Annotated in this window: 14 protein-coding genes and 1 tRNA gene; 10 read left to right on the forward strand and 5 right to left on the reverse strand. The window is 72.6% G+C overall.

What is annotated here, in order from left to right; genetic code table 11:
- Window positions 1–13 precede the first annotated feature (13 nt).
- Window positions 14–2,701 carry a pyruvate, phosphate dikinase gene (gene ppdK, locus Q6347_RS13320; protein ID WP_304607604.1) on the forward strand — a complete coding sequence of 896 codons (2,688 nt, stop codon included), beginning with the start codon at window positions 14–16 and terminating at the stop codon, window positions 2,699–2,701.
- 51 nt (window positions 2,702–2,752) lie between these two features.
- Here the strand turns inward: ppdK and Q6347_RS13325 are convergent, their stop codons facing one another.
- Complete coding sequence (locus Q6347_RS13325; protein WP_304607605.1) at window positions 2,753–3,460, reverse strand: hypothetical protein; 708 nt, start codon at window positions 3,458–3,460, stop codon at window positions 2,753–2,755.
- Window positions 3,461–3,667: 207 nt separating this feature from the next.
- Between Q6347_RS13325 and eno the strand changes: the two genes are divergently transcribed.
- The 6 genes from eno to Q6347_RS13355 all read left to right on the forward strand — a co-directional run bounded on the left by eno (window position 3,668) and on the right by Q6347_RS13355 (window position 9,308).
- Window positions 3,668–4,948 carry a phosphopyruvate hydratase gene (gene eno, locus Q6347_RS13330; RefSeq protein WP_304603241.1) on the forward strand — a complete coding sequence of 427 codons (1,281 nt, stop codon included), beginning with the start codon at window positions 3,668–3,670 and terminating at the stop codon, window positions 4,946–4,948.
- A gap of 336 nt (window positions 4,949–5,284) precedes the next feature.
- The gene (locus Q6347_RS13335) at window positions 5,285–5,950 is read left to right on the forward strand and encodes a septum formation initiator family protein (protein ID WP_304607606.1); all 666 of its coding nucleotides are present in this window, start codon (window positions 5,285–5,287) and stop codon (window positions 5,948–5,950) included.
- Between the two features lie 88 nt (window positions 5,951–6,038).
- On the forward strand, window positions 6,039–6,494 hold the full coding sequence (locus tag Q6347_RS13340; RefSeq protein ID WP_304603778.1) for a DUF501 domain-containing protein: 456 nt from the start codon (window positions 6,039–6,041) through the stop codon (window positions 6,492–6,494).
- Between the two features lie 40 nt (window positions 6,495–6,534).
- Window positions 6,535–7,485: a Ppx/GppA phosphatase family protein gene (locus tag Q6347_RS13345; protein WP_304603243.1), complete on the forward strand. Its 951-nt coding sequence runs from the start codon at window positions 6,535–6,537 to the stop codon at window positions 7,483–7,485.
- Window positions 7,486–7,647: 162 nt separating this feature from the next.
- Window positions 7,648–9,117, forward strand: coding sequence for an NAD(P)/FAD-dependent oxidoreductase (locus Q6347_RS13350; RefSeq protein WP_171246989.1), 1,470 nt, complete (start codon window positions 7,648–7,650; stop codon window positions 9,115–9,117).
- Between the two features lie 117 nt (window positions 9,118–9,234).
- A tRNA-Leu gene (locus Q6347_RS13355) sits at window positions 9,235–9,308 on the forward strand.
- Between the two features lie 43 nt (window positions 9,309–9,351).
- Here the strand turns inward: Q6347_RS13355 and Q6347_RS13360 are convergent.
- Window positions 9,352–10,296, reverse strand: a complete 945-nt coding sequence (locus tag Q6347_RS13360) for a LysR family transcriptional regulator (protein WP_304603244.1) — start codon at window positions 10,294–10,296, stop codon at window positions 9,352–9,354.
- A gap of 72 nt (window positions 10,297–10,368) precedes the next feature.
- On the opposite strand from Q6347_RS13360, the gene Q6347_RS13365 reads away from it, so the two are divergent.
- Window positions 10,369–11,337, forward strand: coding sequence for an EamA family transporter (locus tag Q6347_RS13365; protein ID WP_304603245.1), 969 nt, complete (start codon window positions 10,369–10,371; stop codon window positions 11,335–11,337).
- On the opposite strand, the gene Q6347_RS13370 is transcribed toward Q6347_RS13365, so the two are convergent.
- Window positions 11,313–11,654 carry a DUF6221 family protein gene (locus tag Q6347_RS13370; protein WP_304607607.1) on the reverse strand — a complete coding sequence of 114 codons (342 nt, stop codon included), beginning with the start codon at window positions 11,652–11,654 and terminating at the stop codon, window positions 11,313–11,315. The two genes, Q6347_RS13365 and Q6347_RS13370, sit on opposite strands and share 25 nt — an antisense overlap.
- A gap of 77 nt (window positions 11,655–11,731) precedes the next feature.
- On the opposite strand from Q6347_RS13370, the gene Q6347_RS13375 reads away from it, so the two are divergent.
- Window positions 11,732–12,013 (forward strand): hypothetical protein, encoded by a 282-nt coding sequence (locus Q6347_RS13375; RefSeq protein WP_304603247.1) that lies wholly within the window; start codon window positions 11,732–11,734, stop codon window positions 12,011–12,013.
- A 13-nt stretch (window positions 12,014–12,026) separates the two neighbouring features.
- On the opposite strand, the gene Q6347_RS13380 is transcribed toward Q6347_RS13375, so the two are convergent.
- Both Q6347_RS13380 and Q6347_RS13385 read right to left on the reverse strand, forming a co-directional pair.
- Window positions 12,027–12,701: a winged helix-turn-helix domain-containing protein gene (locus tag Q6347_RS13380; protein ID WP_304607608.1), complete on the reverse strand. Its 675-nt coding sequence runs from the start codon at window positions 12,699–12,701 to the stop codon at window positions 12,027–12,029.
- A 25-nt stretch (window positions 12,702–12,726) separates the two neighbouring features.
- On the reverse strand, window positions 12,727–12,978 hold the full coding sequence (locus Q6347_RS13385; protein ID WP_304607609.1) for a hypothetical protein: 252 nt from the start codon (window positions 12,976–12,978) through the stop codon (window positions 12,727–12,729).
- A 252-nt stretch (window positions 12,979–13,230) separates the two neighbouring features.
- On the opposite strand from Q6347_RS13385, the gene Q6347_RS13390 reads away from it, so the two are divergent.
- Window positions 13,231–16,590 carry an efflux RND transporter permease subunit gene (locus Q6347_RS13390; RefSeq protein ID WP_304607610.1) on the forward strand — a complete coding sequence of 1,120 codons (3,360 nt, stop codon included), beginning with the start codon at window positions 13,231–13,233 and terminating at the stop codon, window positions 16,588–16,590.
- The last annotated feature ends 37 nt before the right edge of the window (window positions 16,591–16,627 follow it).

Raw genomic sequence — 16,627 nt, forward strand, 5'->3', positions numbered from 1 at the left:
AGGCAAGGGAGCCATGACCGACCAGTCCGAGCACGCCCGCACCGACCAGACCGTCGTCGAGGACCGGAGCCGACGGCTCGTCTACGACCTGGGCGAGGGAACCGCGGAGATGAAGCCGCTGCTCGGCGGCAAGGGCGCCGGGGTGGCGGAGATGATCCGCATCGGCGTCCCCGTGCCCGACGGCTTCACCGTCACCACCGAGGCCTGCGTCGCGACGATGGAGTCCGGCGGCACCTGGCCGGACGGCCTGTGGGAGGAGATCCTCGCGCACCTGGACGCGCTCGAGCAGCGCACGGGCCGGCGTCTGGGCGCCGCGGAGCGGCCGCTGCTGGTCTCCGTCCGGTCGGGCGCGGTGATGTCGATGCCCGGCATGATGGACACCATCCTCAACCTCGGGATCTCGGACGAGTCCGTCGTCGGGCTGGCCGAGGAGTCCGGCAACCCCCGGTTCGCCTGGGACTGCTACCGCCGCTTCCTGCAGATGTACGGCGAGGTCGTCGAGGGGGTGCCCGGGCACGCGTTCGAGGACGAGATCTCGGCGCTGAAGGCCCGCCGGGGCGTCGAGCTCGACAACGAGCTGACGGTCGAGGACCTCCAGGAGCTGGTCGACACCTTCCGCACCGTGGCACTGCGCCACACCGGCCAGGGGCTGCCCACGGACCCGCGCGAGCAGCTCCGCCGGTCCGTGCAGGCCGTGTTCTCCTCGTGGGACACCCCGCGGGCGAACGTCTACCGCCGGGCGCACGACATCCCCGACGACCTCGGCACGGCGGTCAACGTCATGCAGATGGTGTTCGGCAACCGCGGCGACACGTCCGCCACCGGCGTGTGCTTCACGCGGAACCCCGCCACCGGGGCCAAGGAGCTCTACGGCGAGTTCCTGGTCGACGCCCAGGGGGAGGACGTCGTCGCGGGCATCCGGACCCCGCGCGCCCTCGCCGAGATGGAGGAGGTCCTGCCGGACGCCTACCGCGAGCTGCTGGACACCATGGCCCGGCTCGAGCAGCACTACGGCGACATGCAGGACATCGAGTTCACCGTCGACGACGGCAAGCTCTACCTGCTGCAGACCCGTACCGGGAAGCGCACCGCCGCCGCGGCGCTGAAGGTCGCCCGCGACCTCGTCGCCGAGGGCGTCATCGACCGCAGCACGGCGTTGCGGCGGATCGAGCCCGCCCAGCTCGACCAGCTCCTGCACCCGGGCCTCGACCCCGAGCACGGGGAGAAGCCGCTGACCCGCGGCCTGAACGCCTCGCCGGGTGCCGGCGTCGGCACCGTCGTGTTCGACGCCGACACCGCCGCCGAGCGCGGGGACGCCGGCGAGTCCGTGGTGCTCGTGCGGTGGGAGACGACACCGGACGACATCCACGGCGTCATCGCGGCCCAGGGTGTGCTCACCACCCACGGCGGCATGACCTCGCACGCCGCCGTCGTCGCCCGGGGCATGGGCAAGCCGTGCGTCGCCGGTGCGGGCGAGCTGCAGATCGACGTCGAGGCCCGCACGGTCACCGTGGGGGACACGGTGCTCTCCGAGGGGGACACCATCACCATCGACGGCACCACGGGCGACGTGTACGCCGGCGCGCTGACGCTGGTGCCGCCGCGGATCACCGAGGACTTCACCGCGGTGCTGGCCTGGGCCGACGACGTGCGACGCCTGGGTGTGCGCGCCAACGCGGACACCGGCCCGGACGCGGCCAAGGCCCGTGAGCTCGGTGCCGAGGGCATCGGCCTGTGCCGCACGGAACACATGTTCATGGACGCCGAGCGGCTGCCCGTCGTGCAGTCGATGATCCTCGCCGAGACCACCGAGGAGCGGGCCGCGGCGCTGGAGCGGCTGCTGCCGATGCAGCAGGCGGACTTCGAGGAGATCCTCACCGCGATGAGCGGGCTGCCGGTCACGATCCGGCTCATCGACCCGCCGCTGCACGAGTTCCTGCCGGACCTCGTCGAGCAGTCCGTGCACGTCCAGCGGCTCGAGGACGCGGGCACCACCGGCCCCGAGCTGGACGACGCCCGCGAGCTGCTGGCCCACGTCAAGCGGCTCAGCGAGATGAACCCGATGCTCGGCACCCGGGGCGTGCGGCTCGCGCTGCTCTACCCGGAGATCGCGCGGATGCAGGTGCGGGCGATCGCCCGCGCGGCCCGCGCCGTCCGCGAGCGGGGCCAGGACCCGCACGTCGAGATCATGGTGCCGCTGGTCGGGTTCGACGAGGAGCTGCGCCGCATGCGCGAGGTCGTCGAGGAGACCTGGGCCGAGGAGGTGCCCGGGGACGACGTGCCGCACTCGGTCGGCACGATGATCGAGCTGCCGCGGGCCGCGCTCGTGGCCGACGCGATCGCCGCGCACGCCGACTTCTTCTCGTTCGGCACCAACGACCTGACCCAGACCACGGTCGGTATCTCGCGCGACGACGCGGAGGGCTCCTTCCTCAACGCCTACGTCGAGGCCGGCATCCTGCCGGGCAACCCGTTCGCGAGCATCGACGTCGACGGCGTGGGCGAGCTGGTCCGCACCGGCGTCCGGAAGGGTCGCGACACGGTCCCGGACCTCAAGACCGGCGTCTGCGGGGAGCACGGCGGCGACCCGGCGTCGATCGCCCTGTTCGACGAGATCGGTCTGGACTACGTCTCGTGCTCGCCGTACCGCGTCCCGATCGCGCGGCTCGCGGCGGCGCAGGTGTCCCTCGGCACGAGCTGAGCGCCCTGACGAGCACGCCCTGACGGCCCGTCCCGGTCCCGGGACGGGCCGTCAGGGCGTCGTGTCCCCGCGGTCCGACGAGTCGTGGGCGGTGGCGCCCAGCTCGCCCGCGATCCGCTGCTCGATGGCGGCGGTGGCGGCGTCGGGCAGCACGACGATGCCCTCGAGCTCCTTCATGGCCCGGCGGTAGGCGGACTGCCGCTCGGCCGGGGAGGCGCCGTCGTCGTCGGCCAGGGCCAGCAGCTTCTTCGCCCGGTCCAGCGCCCGCCGCTCCTCCGCCGAGAAGTCGGAGGCCCGACGCCGCTTCGCCTCGCGCTCGGCGACGTCGAACGTGAGCTGGTACTCGCGCACCGCTGCGCCGTAGCGGTCCAGCCGCCGACGGTCGCGCAGGTCGGCCGGGTCCTCCGGCCGCAGCGCCTCGGCCTCCCGGCGTGCGCGGTGGTAGTCGACGGTGACCTGCTCGCGCATGTCGGTCATGACCGGGAAGTCGAGGGTCTTGACGGCGTCCAGCTCGTACTCGAGCCAGCGGCGCTCGGTCTCCTCGTGCGTCGCGATCGTGCGCTCGATCTCGTCGGTCAGCGACTCCTCCGCCTCCGCGGCGGCGACGCGGTCCGCGTGCTGGAGCCGGTAGAGCTCGATCTTGTCCCGGCGTCGGCGTTCGTCCCACCGGCGGACGCCACCGGCCCACCCGCCGATGATCCCGCTCAGCGGGAACACCAGCCACCAGTAGGAGCCGACGAAGTCCCAGAAGCCCTCCACCCTCGTCACGATAGTGCGGCCGCCCCGCGGTGCGCGGGTGAGTTCCGGACAGCGGGTGCTCGCCTGCCGGGCAGGACGGCGGGCCCGCCACGTGAGGGCTACCCTGGGGGCGTCAACCCTCCAACGTCGTGGGCGTCGGCTGCCACGGGACGTCAGAGCGTCCGGGCCTGGCCCCGACCGCCCACGAGCCCTGCAGAAGGAGCATCCGTGGCAAGCATCGAAGCCGTTGGCGCACGCGAGATCCTGGACTCTCGTGGCAACCCCACCGTCGAGGTCGAGATCGCCCTCGACGACGGCACGTTCGCCCGTGCCGCGGTCCCGTCGGGCGCCTCCACGGGCGCCTTCGAGGCCGTCGAGCGCCGGGACGCCGACAAGAACCGCTACCTGGGCAAGGGCGTCGAGGGCGCGGTCAACGCCGTCATCGACGACATCGCTCCCGAGCTCATCGGCTACGACGCCGAGGAGCAGCGCCTGATCGACCAGACGCTGATCGAGCTGGACGGCACCGCGAACAAGGGCAAGCTGGGCGCGAACGCGATCCTCGGCGTCTCGCTCGCCGTGGCGAAGGCCGCGGCCAAGAGCGCGGGCCTGGACCTGTTCCGCTACGTCGGCGGCCCGAACGCGCACGTCCTGCCCGTGCCGATGATGAACATCCTCAACGGCGGGTCCCACGCGGACTCCAACGTCGACATCCAGGAGTTCATGATCGCGCCGGTCGGTGCGGAGTCCTTCAAGGAAGCCCTGCGCATGGGCGCCGAGGTCTACCACGCCCTCAAGGGCGTGCTGAAGGCCGAGGGCCTGGCGACCGGTCTCGGCGACGAGGGCGGTTTCGCCCCGAACCTGTCGAGCAACCGTGCCGCGCTCGACCTGATCATCACCGCGATCGAGAAGGCCGGCTACAAGCCCGGCGACGACGTCGCGCTCGCGCTGGACGTGGCCTCGACCGAGTTCTTCTCGGACGACAAGTACTCCTTCGAGGGCAAGAGCCTGCAGGCCGCCGAGATGACCGAGTACTACGAGCAGCTCGTGGAGGACTACCCGCTGGTCTCCATCGAGGACCCGCTGGCCGAGGACGACTGGGAGGGCTGGAGCACCCTGGTCGCGCGCATCGGCGACAAGGTCCAGATCGTGGGCGACGACCTCTTCGTCACCAACCCGGAGCGTCTGACCAAGGGCATCGAGCTCAAGGCGGCGAACTCCCTGCTGGTCAAGCTCAACCAGATCGGCACCCTCACCGAGACGCTCGACGCCGTGACGCTCGCGCAGCGCAACGGCTTCACCACGATGACCTCGCACCGTTCCGGCGAGACGGAGGACACCATCATCGCGGACCTGTCCGTGGCCACGAACGCCGGTCAGATCAAGACCGGTGCGCCGGCTCGCGGCGAGCGCGTCAACAAGTACAACCAGCTGCTGCGCATCGAGGATGCGCTGGACGACGCCGGGCGCTACGCCGGCAAGTCGGCCTTCCCGCGCTACCAGGGCTGACGTCGACGCCCGACCGGGTCGCGGGTCAGGACCGACTCGCGCGAGTCAGGACTGATCCGCACGGGTCAGGATGACGAGCCCGTACGACCGACGGCCGGTCGCCCCTCCGCGAGGGGCGACCGGCCGTCGTCGTTCCTGGGACGGGCCCCATCGTCCTGACTCGCGCTCGATCTTTCTGACTCGCGCCGGGCCGTTCTGACTCGCGCTCGATCCTTCTGACTCGCGGTCTGTGAACCTGACTCGCGCCCGGTCGTCCTGACCCGCGCAGTCGGCCCGGACGCGGGCACGCCGGGCGGGGTGAGCCGCTCGCGTCCCGTGGACCGGCAGAATCGGGACGTGTCCTCCCGTCGACCGACCACGCCCCGACCCCGCCGGGGTCCGACGCGCCCGACCGGCCACCCCGGGCCGCGGCCGTCCTCACGCTCCACCGGCGGTCGGACCCGCACGACGTCGTCGGCGTCCGCCACCGCCGGCGCCTCGCGCCGCCCGGCCGGGCCGTCGCGGGACGAACGGCGCCGCAGCCGGTTCGGGCTGGTCCTGCCCGAGGTGCTCACCGTCCGGCTCATCGTGCTCTCGGTCGTGGTGCTCCTCGCGTTCGTCCTGCTCCTGCCGACGGTGCGCGGCGCGGTGCAGCAGCAGGCCGAGATCGATCGCCTGCGGGCGGAGCTGACCGCCAACCAGGCCGAGCGGGACCAGCTCGAGAACGAGCTGGCGCGCTGGGACGACCGGACCTACGTCATCCAGCAGGCCCGGAGCCGGCTGAACTACGTGCTGCCCGGGGACACCGCCTGGCGTGTCGTCGACGCCGAGGAGATCGAGCAGGACGACGAGCCGGTCACGGGGGCCGACCCGACACCGGACGTCGGGGCGGGCACCACGGGCGCCCCCTGGTACCAGGCGATGTGGGAGTCCGTGCAGGCCGCGGACCGCGCGGTGGTGGACCCCGGGTCGGGCCTGGACCCGGCCGACGTGGAGACCCCCGGCCCCGGCGAGGGACAATGACCGGGTGAGTCCCGAACCCTCGTCCCCGTCCACCGCGCCGGCACCCGGCGACGACCCGACCGTCGCGACCCCCCACGACCTCGAGGTGATGGCCGAGCAGCTCGGCCGGACGCCCCGGGGCGTCGTCGGCGTCGCCGCACGGTGCGTGTGCGGGCGCCCGCTGGTGGCGCGCACCGCGCCGCGGTTGCCGGACGGCACGCCCTTCCCGACGACGTACTACCTGACCCACCCCGGCGCCGTCGCCGCGGCCTCCCGCCTCGAGGCCGAGGGCGTGATGAAGGAGATGACCGACCGGCTCGCCGTCGACGACGAGCTCGCCGCCGCCTACCGGGCCGCCCACGAGCACTACCTGGCGCGTCGGGCGGAGCTCGGCCAGGTGGAGGAGATCGAGGGCATCTCGGCCGGCGGGATGCCGACCCGGGTCAAGTGCCTGCACGTGCTCGTCGCGCACAGCCTCGCCGCCGGCCCCGGGGTCAACCCGCTGGGTGACGAGGCGCTGGCGATGGTCCGGGACCAGTGGCGCCCGGACCGGTGCTCGTGCTGACGTCGCACGTGTCGGTCCGGGGTGAGAGGGTGCGTCCGTGATGAGCAGCACCCGTGTGGCCGCCGTGGACTGCGGCACGAACTCCATCCGCCTCCTGGTGGCCGACGTCGCCGCCGACGGCACCCTGACCGAGCTGGACCGGAGGATGCAGATCGTGCGGCTCGGCCAGGGCGTCGACCGCACCGGTGAGCTGGCGCCCGAGGCGCTCGAGCGCACGCTCGCCGCCTCGCGGGAGTACGCGAAGGTCGCCGCCGAGCTGGGGGCGACGCGGGTCCGGTTCGTGGCGACGTCCGCCACCCGCGACGCCCGGAACCGGGACGAGTTCGCCGCGGGCGTGCGCGCCGCGCTCGGCGTGGACCCGGAGGTGATCACCGGCCAGGAGGAGGCCGAGCTGTCCTTCCGCGGTGCGACGAGCGGCGAGGCCGCGGGCCACCCGGGCCCCTACCTCGTGGTCGACCTCGGCGGCGGCTCCACCGAGCTGGTGCTGGGTACGACGACGCCGGACGCGGCCGTGTCGATGGACGTCGGCTCGGTGCGCCTCACCGAGCGTCACCTGCCGTCCGACCCGCCGACGGCCGACGAGGTCGCCGCGGCACGGGCCGACGTCGACGCGGCCCTCGACGAGGCCGCCCGGGTCGTGCCGCTGGGGCGCACCGCCACCCTCGTGGGGCTCGCGGGCTCCGTGACGTCGGTGACGGCGCACGCCCTGCGGCTGCCGAGCTATCAGCGGGACGCCATCAACGGCACCGTGCTCGGCGTCGACGACGTGCTGACGGCCTGCGACGACCTGCTGCGGCGTACTCGCGAGGAGCGGCTCGCGCTGGGGTTCATGCACCCGGGCCGGGCCGACGTGATCGGTGCGGGTGCGCTGATCTGGTCGCAGATCGTGGCCCGGGTGCGCGACGACGTCGCCGCGGCGGGTGGTGGTCTCACCGAGGTCGTCACGAGCGAGAGCGACATCCTCGACGGCATCGCGCTGTCCCTCGTCTGACCGACCGATCACATCGTGGACACCTTCGGGGTGTCCGTTCTGTCGATCCTGTGCCGTGATGTCGGCGCAAACGCCTGGTCACAGCGGTCCGGGGCGGTGACCGTGAGCACAGGCCGTCACCTCCCGTGCGATCCGAGGTGAGGCAGTCGTAGACTGGTGGTCATGCCTCAGAACGTTCTGTCGACGGACAACCCTGCCCAGGACGCGCCCGCGCCCGCACCGCGCCCCCGCAAGGTGCCTCGCATCGTCGTGCTCGGCGGTGGCTCCGTCGGGCTGTACGTGGCGCGCCGGCTGCGCAAGAAGCTCGGCAAGCGCGAGGCGGCGATCGTCGTCGTGGACCCGCGCCCCTACATGACGTACGCGCCCTTCCTGCCGGAGGCCGGCGCCGGTTCGATCGACGCGCGCGACGTGGTCGCCCCGCACCGGATCGCCCTCAAGGGCATCGACGTGCTGCAGGGCAAGGTCACCAACATCGCCCACGGCGACAAGAAGGTCACGATCTCGCCCGAGGAGGGCATGGACTACGAGGTCTCCTACGACCACCTCGTCGTCGGCCTCGGCTCGGTCTCGCGCACGCTGCCCATCCCGGGCCTGGCGGAGAACGCCATCGGCTTCAAGAACGTCGAGGAAGCCATCGCGGTGCGCAACCACGTGCTCAACCGCATGGACGTCGCCTCGTCCACGTGGGACGCCGACCTGCGCGAGCGGATGCTGACCTTCACCTTCGTCGGCGGCGGCTTCGCGGGGATCGAGGCGCTCGCCGAGATCGAGGACATGGCGCGCTACGCGACCCGCAACTACCCGACCATCGAGGAGTCGGACCTGCGGTTCGTCATGATCGAGGGCGCCGGCCGCATCCTGCCGGAGGTCTCCGAGCCCATGGGCGAGTGGGCGCTCGAGGAGATGAAGAAGCGCGGCATCGAGTTCCACCTCAACACGTTCCTGTCCTCCTGCGAGGACGGCCACGTCGTGACCTCCACGGGTGTCGAGTTCGACACCGAGACGATCGTGTGGACGGCCGGGGTCAAGGCGAACCCGGTCATCAAGGACAGCTCCGACCTGCCCAGCGACAAGATGGGTCGCGTCACGGTGCTGCCGACGCTGCAGGTCGCGCGGACGAACGAGGACGGCACCGAGGGCGAGGTCGTCCCTGACGCCTGGGCCGCCGGTGACTGCGCCGCGGTGCCGGACCTGCTCAACCCCGGCTCGTTCTGCCCGCCGAACGCGCAGCACGCGATCCGCGAGGCCACCCAGCTCGCGGACAACCTGATCGCCCAGCTCAAGGGCGAGTCGCTGGTGGAGTACAAGCACAAGAACATCGGCGTGGTCGCCTCCCTCGGCCTGTACAAGGGCGTGGCGGAGCTGTTCGGCTTCGTCAAGCTCAAGGGCCCCCTCGCCTGGCTCGCCCACCGCAGCTACCACGTCATGGCGATGCCGACGGGCAACCGGAAGTTCCGCATCCTCATCGGCTGGATCGGCCAGTTCCTCATGGGCCGCGAGATCGTCTCCCTCGGTTCGCTGCACGACCCGCGCGACGAGTTCCGCAAGGCCTCGGTGCCGCCGAAGCAGCAGGGTGAGAAGGTCGAGCAGAAGGCGGAGGCCTCCGCGGCCAAGGCGGAGCACGGCGGCTGACGTCCCGGCGAGCACGCATCGGGCGGTCCCGGTCGACGCTCCCGTCCCGTTCGGTATCTTGAGCTGCCGATCGCGACCGGAGCTGTCGATCGAGGCCGCCCGATCGTCGTCCCGCACGCCCCCGTAGCCCAACTGGCAGAGGCAGCCGGCTTAAACCCGGTCCAGTCCCGGTTCGAACCCGGGCGGGGGCACGGACCGCGGCGTCAGCCCGCGTGGGCCACGGGCCCGGCGTGGTCACGCCGACGTCGAACCGTCGCGGGGCCGGCGGCCCTCGACGCCGTGACGCCGGGCCGTGTCCGCGGCGGCGGCGGTGAGGCTGTCCAGCACGTGTCGGACGGCCCGGCGTCGGGCGCGGTCGGGTCGCATCACCGCGGAGAGGTGACGCACGGCCGGTACGCCGGTCAGCGGACGGAGCGTGAGCCCGTCATCGACCGGCGTGGTGAACCGGGGCAGCGCCGCCAGCCGTGAGCTGGTCGCGACCAGGGCCTCCACCAGCCGGTTGTCGAGCAGGCGCTGGCGCACGTCCAGCTGCGCCCCCGTGGCCTGCTCGATGGTGCGCAGCACGGTGTCGAACGGGAACCCCCGGGGCACACCCACCCAGACCTCGTCGACGACGTCGGCCGGCGACACGGTGCCGTGGGCCGCGAGACGGTGGTGCGTGGCCATCGCGACGTCGATCGGTTCGTCGACGACGGGCACGACGACGAGACCGTCGGTCCCGGGCGGCCGCACGCTGGTCATGCTGTGCGCGACGACGACGTCGTGGTCGGCGGTCATGGCCCCGTACTCCGCCTCGGCGAGATCGAGCTCGGTCAGTCGCAGCTCGACGCCGCTCGCGGCCAGGTCCCGCTCCAGCGCGGGGAAGAGGTAGGTGGCGGCGCTCGGCAGGGCGGCCACGGAGACCGTGCCCGCGGGCGCGTCGCGGAACGCGTCCCAGCGCGCCTGGACGGCGGACAGCGCGACGGCGACCTCCACCGCACCGTCCGCGAGCAGCCGGCCCGCGTCGGTCAGCCGGACCCCGCGCCCGTGCGGCTCCACCAACGCGGCACCGAGCTCGCGCTGCGCCGTGCGCAGCTGCTGGGACACGGCGGAGGGCGTGCGATGCGTGGCTGCGGCGACGGCAGAGATGCTGCCCCGGTCCGCCAGCTCGCGCAGCAGCTCGAGGTGCCGGACTTCCATGAAGTCAGCCTACGTCGTCGATGAAGAAAGTTTCGCTTGTCCTTCATCCTCGGACAGGTCGAGCATGAGGACGTGCCGACCCGTCATCGTCTCCTCGCCGCCCTCGTGGCGTTGCTGTGGGGCCTGAACTTCCTGGCCATCGACGCCTCGTTGCAGCACTACCCGCCGCTGTTCCTGGTGGCGCTGCGGTTCGCCGTCCTGGCGGTGCCGACCGTCCTGCTCGTGCCGTGGCCCGGGGTGCCGGTGCGCTGGCTGATCGGCTACGGCCTCGGCTTCGGCGTGCTGCAGTTCACGTTCCTGTACTGGGGGATGGCGGCGGGGATGCCGGCCGGGCTCGCCTCCCTCGTCCTGCAGGCGTCGGGGCCCTTCACCGTCGTGCTGGGTGCGACGTTCCTGCGCGAGCGCTTCAGCGGCCGCCAGCTCGTGGGCATCCTCGTCGCGGTGGCGGGACTCGCGGTCGTCGGGTGGCAACGGGCCGAGCACGCCGCTGTGCTGCCCTTCCTGCTGACGCTGGCCGGTGCCTTCGGCTGGGCCATCGGGAACGTGTGCAACCGGCAGGCCAGGCCGCGCAACCCGCTGCACCTGGCCCTGTGGATGTCGGTGGTGCCGCCCCTGCCGATGCTGGCGGTCTCGCTCCTCGTCGAGGGGCCGGACCGCATCCGGACCTCGCTGGTCTCCTACGACGACCCGGGCGCCGTCGGTGCCGTCGTCGGCCTCGCGTACACGGTGCTGCTCGGCACCGTGGCGGGGTCGGGTCTGTGGACCTGGCTGATGTCGCGCCACCCGGCGGGCGTGGTCGCGCCGTTCTCGATGCTGGTGCCCGTCGTGGGCATGACCGCGGCGTGGCTCGTGCTGGGGGAGACGGCGACCCCGGGGGAGCTCGCCGGCGGTGTGCTCGTGATCCTCGGCGTTCTCCTGGGTAGTCGGCTGCCGCGACCCGGGAGCCGACCGGCGTCGGGGAGGCGTGCGGGGCCGCGGGGCACGTCGGAGCAGCGTGCCGCGAGCCCCGCAGCGTCCTACGGCCGCCAGCTCTCCTCGTAGTCCGGGTGGTCCGCGTAGACGGTCCCGAGGGCGGCGACCGTGAGGCAGGGCCATCGCGCACCGGGGTCGGACTCGTTCCCGTGGCCGCAGCGGTAGCAGAGCGTCTCACCGAGATCGCCGATGATGAAGGGTTCGTGCAGCTCCACGATCCGGCGTTTCGCCTCGACCTCCGCCAGCACACGGGAGGGGTCGAGGCGGGTGAGGTAGTCGGTCAGCAGCCCGTCGTCGGCCACGACGGGCCAGCGGCCGGACGGAACCTCCCGGGCCGAGATCTCGTCCTCGCCGAGTCGCTCTGCCAGGAACTCGAACAGCGTCATGGGCGCATCCTTGCGTCTCCGGCGGCCTTTCGGCTACCTCCAGGACGACGGGGCGCTTGGCGCGCTAGCATTCGAACATGAGTTCGACACGGCGTGGGGAGGGCGACCGCGGCATCGAGCGTGTGCCGCTGCGTGACGTCGCCACCGAGGTCCCGCCCGAGGCGCGCCGGGAGCCGCCGACCCGCCCTCCGGAGCCGTTGCCGGTGACCGCGTGGGTGACGGACGGCCGGGGGAGGACCTTCCAGGCGGACGGCGAGGCCCTCGCCTGGACCCCGCGTGCCGTGTACGTGCGGTACGTCGACCCTGTCGGCCGCGAGGGGTTCGCCTGGCTGTGGGCCTCGGCGGTGAGCAGGCGCTGAGGGCGCCCGGGGGTCAGCCGAGCGGGTCGCCGTGACCCGCGGCGTCGGTGCCGGCGGGTCGTGACGGCCCGTCGTCAGGGACGACCGGGAAGGCGTTGAAGTGGATCTGCACGGGCCGGGACCGCGGGTCGGGTTCCTGGCTCGTGAGCCGGCTGATCTCGGCGGTGATCGTCGCCTGGACGGCCTCGACCAGTCCGAGGAGCTGTTCGGGCGTCGCGTGCGCATTGGCGGTCATGAGGGTGATCGCCTCCTCCCAGCCGGCGGAGTCCGGGATCTGCGCGGGGTCTTCGTTCATCAGGTCGAGGAGTCGCCAGATCTTCTCCTGGCGGGCCTGCTCGAAGCCGGCGCGGACGAGCGAGCGGGTGGTGCGGACGCCCGCGTCGTCGGCCGCCGCCGGCCCGATGACGAGACCCCCCGGCGTCGCTTCCCACCAGCGTTCGCGGGCGGTGCCCTTGCCCTCGACCTCCCGGACGAACTGGTGCTTGGCGAGCTGGCGCAGGTGGTAGCTGGTGGATCCGCTGGACTCGCCGACGAGCTCGGCCAGGCGGCTGGCGGTGAGGGACCCGTGCACCTGGAGCAGGTCGAGGATCCGGACGCGGAGCGGGTGCGACAGTCCCCGCAGCCGGGCCGCGTCGACCGGGGCGGGCGGCCGGGGGGCGTCCGGTGCCGGCGTGGAGGGGTCCGTCATGTCACGACCGTACTGTGCCGAGACCTCAGCGGAGACCCAGCGGGTTGATCTGCGCGGTGTTGTCGCGCGTCCGCTCGACGGCGAGGTGCTGGTGTCGGCCCCGGGCGCGGCGGTCCCGGGCGTGCGCGTCACGGTGCTTCGCACGGCTGGCGCGGTGCTCCGCGCGGGCGGTGAGGGTGTCGCCCAGGTGGGTGCCGGCGTCGACCAGCAGCCGTGCGACGCGGCCGCCGACGCGGTCGACGACGGTCGGGCGCGGTGCGGTGGCGGTGAGCATCATGGCGTCTCCTGCGGTGAGGTCTGGCGGATGGTCCAAACATAGCGCTGCAAAGACATCTTTGCCAACAGATGTTTGGAATGCGTTTCCCGCGGTTTCGACACGGGACGCCTCCCGGGTCGACGACCCGTCCCGGGAGGGCGTTCGGCGTGACGTGCGCCACGGTGCGGTGGACCACCCCCGGGAACTTCGTATGCTGAGGATCCGTTGTGCTCCCGTACGACCGTCGCTGATCGTCCACGCCCTGGAGTGAGTGTGTTCCGCCTTGCCCGCCTGTCCCTGGCGAACCGCGCCGTGGTCGCCCTGGTGACCGTCGCGATCTTCGTCTTCGGCACCCTGAGCCTGACCTCGCTGAAGCAGGAGCTCATCCCCTCCCTCCAGTTCCCCGCCGGCGTCGTCCTGGCGACGTACCCCGGCGCCTCGCCGCAGGTCGTCGAGGAGAACGTCACCGAGCAGGTCGAGGCCGCGGTGCAGGCCGTCGACGGCATCGAGTCCATCAGCTCGACCGCCTCCACGGGGACGTCGACCACGACTGTCGAGTTCGCCTACGGCACCGACATGGACGCCGCCACGCAGCGGCTGACCACCGCCATGACGCAGATCCAGTCCGCCCTGCCGGAGGACGTCGAGCCCCAGGTCATCACCGGGTCCCTCGACGACCTGCCCGTCATCCAGCTCGCCGCGGCCGGTGCGGGCGACGACCTCGCCGAGCTGGCCGACCAGATCGACGCCGTGCTGGTGCCGGACCTGGAGGACATCGAGGACGTCCGCTCCGTGACGGTCAGCGGCGCGGTCGACGACCAGATCCTCATCGACGTCGACCCCGGCGACCTCGCCGACGAGGGACTCGACGTCGCGCAGGTCACCCGGGTGCTCACCGACTACGGCACCGTCGTCCCGGCCGGGACGGTCACCGAGGAGGGCGACACCTACTCCCTGCAGGCCGGTACCCGCCTCGGCAGCCTCGAGGAGCTGCGGGAGATCCCCCTCGTGCCGACGGTGTCCGCCGCCGCGCCTACCGACGGGGGCGCCGCGGGAGCGACGGACGACCCCGCGGCCGCCGCGGCAGGTGCGCAGGGTGCCGTGCCGCCGTCCGGGACCGACGGCGCCGCCGGGGCACCGGCCGACGGCAGCGCCGGCACGGAGCCCGAGGGGCTGCCCGACGCCAACGCACCCCCCGCCCCGCCCGAGCCCGTCCTGCTCGGCGACGTCGCCGACATCTCCGTCGCCCCGTCCGAGCAGACCTCCTTCTCGCGCCTCGACGGCGAGCCCTCGCTGGGCATCGCCATCATCAAGACGCCGCAGGGCAACACCGTCGACGTCTCGCACGCCGTCCAGGAGGCCATCGACGCCAACGCCGCCGAGCTCGACGAGGCCGGCATCACCACGGCCGTCGTGTTCGACCAGGCGCCCTTCATCGAGGAGTCCATCGAGGGGCTCGCGACCGAGGGCGGGCTCGGTCTCGTCTTCGCGGTCCTGATCATCCTCGTCTTCCTGCTGTCGATGCGCGCCACGCTCGTCTCGGCGGTGTCCATCCCGCTGTCGCTGGCCACGGCGTTCCTCGTCATGGACGTCACCGGCTACACCCTGAACATCCTCACGCTGGCCGCCCTCACGATCTCCATCGGCCGCGTGGTCGACGACGCGATCGTCGTCATCGAGAACATCAAGCGACACCTGTCGTACGGCGAGGACAAGAAGAGCGCCATCCTCACCGCGACCGGTGAGGTCGCCGGCGCCATCGCGGCCTCGACCATCTGCACCGTCGCCGTCTTCCTGCCCCTCGGCCTCGTCTCCGGCATGACCGGGGAGCTGTTCCGCCCGTTCGCGTTCACCGTGGCCATCGCGATGCTCGCCTCGCTGCTCGTGGCCCTGACGATCGTGCCGGTCCTGGCGTACTGGTTCGTCAAGGCGCCGAAGGGTTCCGAGGAGGCCACCGACGGCGGCCGGGCGATCCGCGAGGCGGCCGAGGCCAAGGAGCGCCGGGGCCTGTGGCAGCGGGCGTACGTGCCCAGCCTGGCCGCCTCGCTGCGCCACCCGTGGATCTCGCTGCTGCTGGCCGTCGGCATCCTCGGCGGGACGCTCGCCCTGGTGCCCCGCCTGGAGACGAACTTCATCGGCGACTCCGGGCAGGACACGCTCGCGGTGACCCAGACGTTCGAGAACACCGCCTCCCTCGCGGCGCAGGACGACGCCGCGCGCGAGATGGAGCAGGCGATCGCCGGCGTCGACGGCGTCGAGACGGTGCAGACCTCCGTCGGAGCCGGCGACTCGCCCGAGGCGGCGTTCTTCGGCGGGGGCGCCGCGCCCAGCGCGAGCTTCTCCGTGACCCTCGACGAGGACGCCGACGGCGTCGCGGTGCAGGACGAGGTCCGCACCGCGGTCGAGGGTCTCGCCGACGACGGCCCCACGACGGAGATCAGCGTCTCCACCGGGGACTCCGGGTTCGGGGGAGCCGACACGATCGACCTGGTCGTCCGGGCGACGGACCTCGACGACCTCGGGACGGCGTCCCGGACGGTGCAGGACGCCGTCGCCGACCTCGACGGCGTCGCCGAGGTGACCAACAACCTCGCGACCGCCCAGACGGTCCTCCAGGTGGACGTCGACCGGGAGGCCGCGGCCGAGGCCGGGCTCAGCGAGACGCAGGTCGCCGCCGTCGTCTCCGGCGAGATGACCCCGGAGCAGACCGTGGGCGAGGTCGACCTGGGCGACGGGCCCCTGGAGACCCTGGTCGTGACCGGTGAGGCGCCCGAGACGGTCGGCAAGATCGAGAGGATCAAGATCCCGACCGCCTCCGGGACGGTGCGCCTGAACGACGTGGCCGTCGTGGAGGAGGTGGAGACGCCCGCCTCGATCAGCCGCGCCGACGGGCAGCGGTCCGCCACGGTCTCCGTGACCCCGGGCGCCCAGGACCTCGGCACCTTGAGCGCCGAGGTGTCCGCCGCCATCGAGGGGCTCGACCTGCCGGCCGGGGCGACCGTCGAGGTCGGGGGTGTGACCGCGGACCAGGAGGAGGCGTTCGCCGACCTCGGCCTGGCCCTGCTGGCGGCGATCGCGCTGGTCTACGTGATCATGGTCGCGACCTTCAAGTCGCTGATCCAGCCGCTCATCCTGCTGGTCTCGGTGCCGCTGTCCGCCACCGGTGCGCTGGTCGCGCTGCTGGTCACCGACACCCCGCTCGGGGTCGCGGCGCTCATCGGCGTGCTGATGCTGGTCGGCATCGTGGTGTCCAACGCCATCGTGCTCATCGACCTCATCAACCAGTACCGCCGACGCGGCCGCACCCTGGAGGACGCGGTGCGCGAGGGCGCCCGCAAGCGACTGCGGCCGATCGTCATGACGGCGCTGGCGACGATCTTCGCGCTGACCCCCATGGCCTTCGGGCTGACCGGTGGCGGGGCGTTCATCTCCCAGCCGCTGGCCCTGGTCGTGATCGGTGGTCTGATCTCCTCGACGCTGCTGACGCTGCTCATCGTCCCGGTGCTGTACACGCTGGTCGAGGGCCGCACGGAGCGCCGTGCCGCACGCCGGCGTCGGCGGGCCGAGAAGAAGGAGGGCCCGGTCGTCGAGCCCACGGACCGCGAGACGACCGCCGCGGGGGCGGCCGGCTGAGCCGGGCGGTGGCCGCGACGCCGGCCGGGGGTTCCCC

The organism is Isoptericola sp. b408, from assembly GCF_030588085.1.
Lineage (GTDB): Bacteria > Actinomycetota > Actinomycetes > Actinomycetales > Cellulomonadaceae > Isoptericola > Isoptericola sediminis.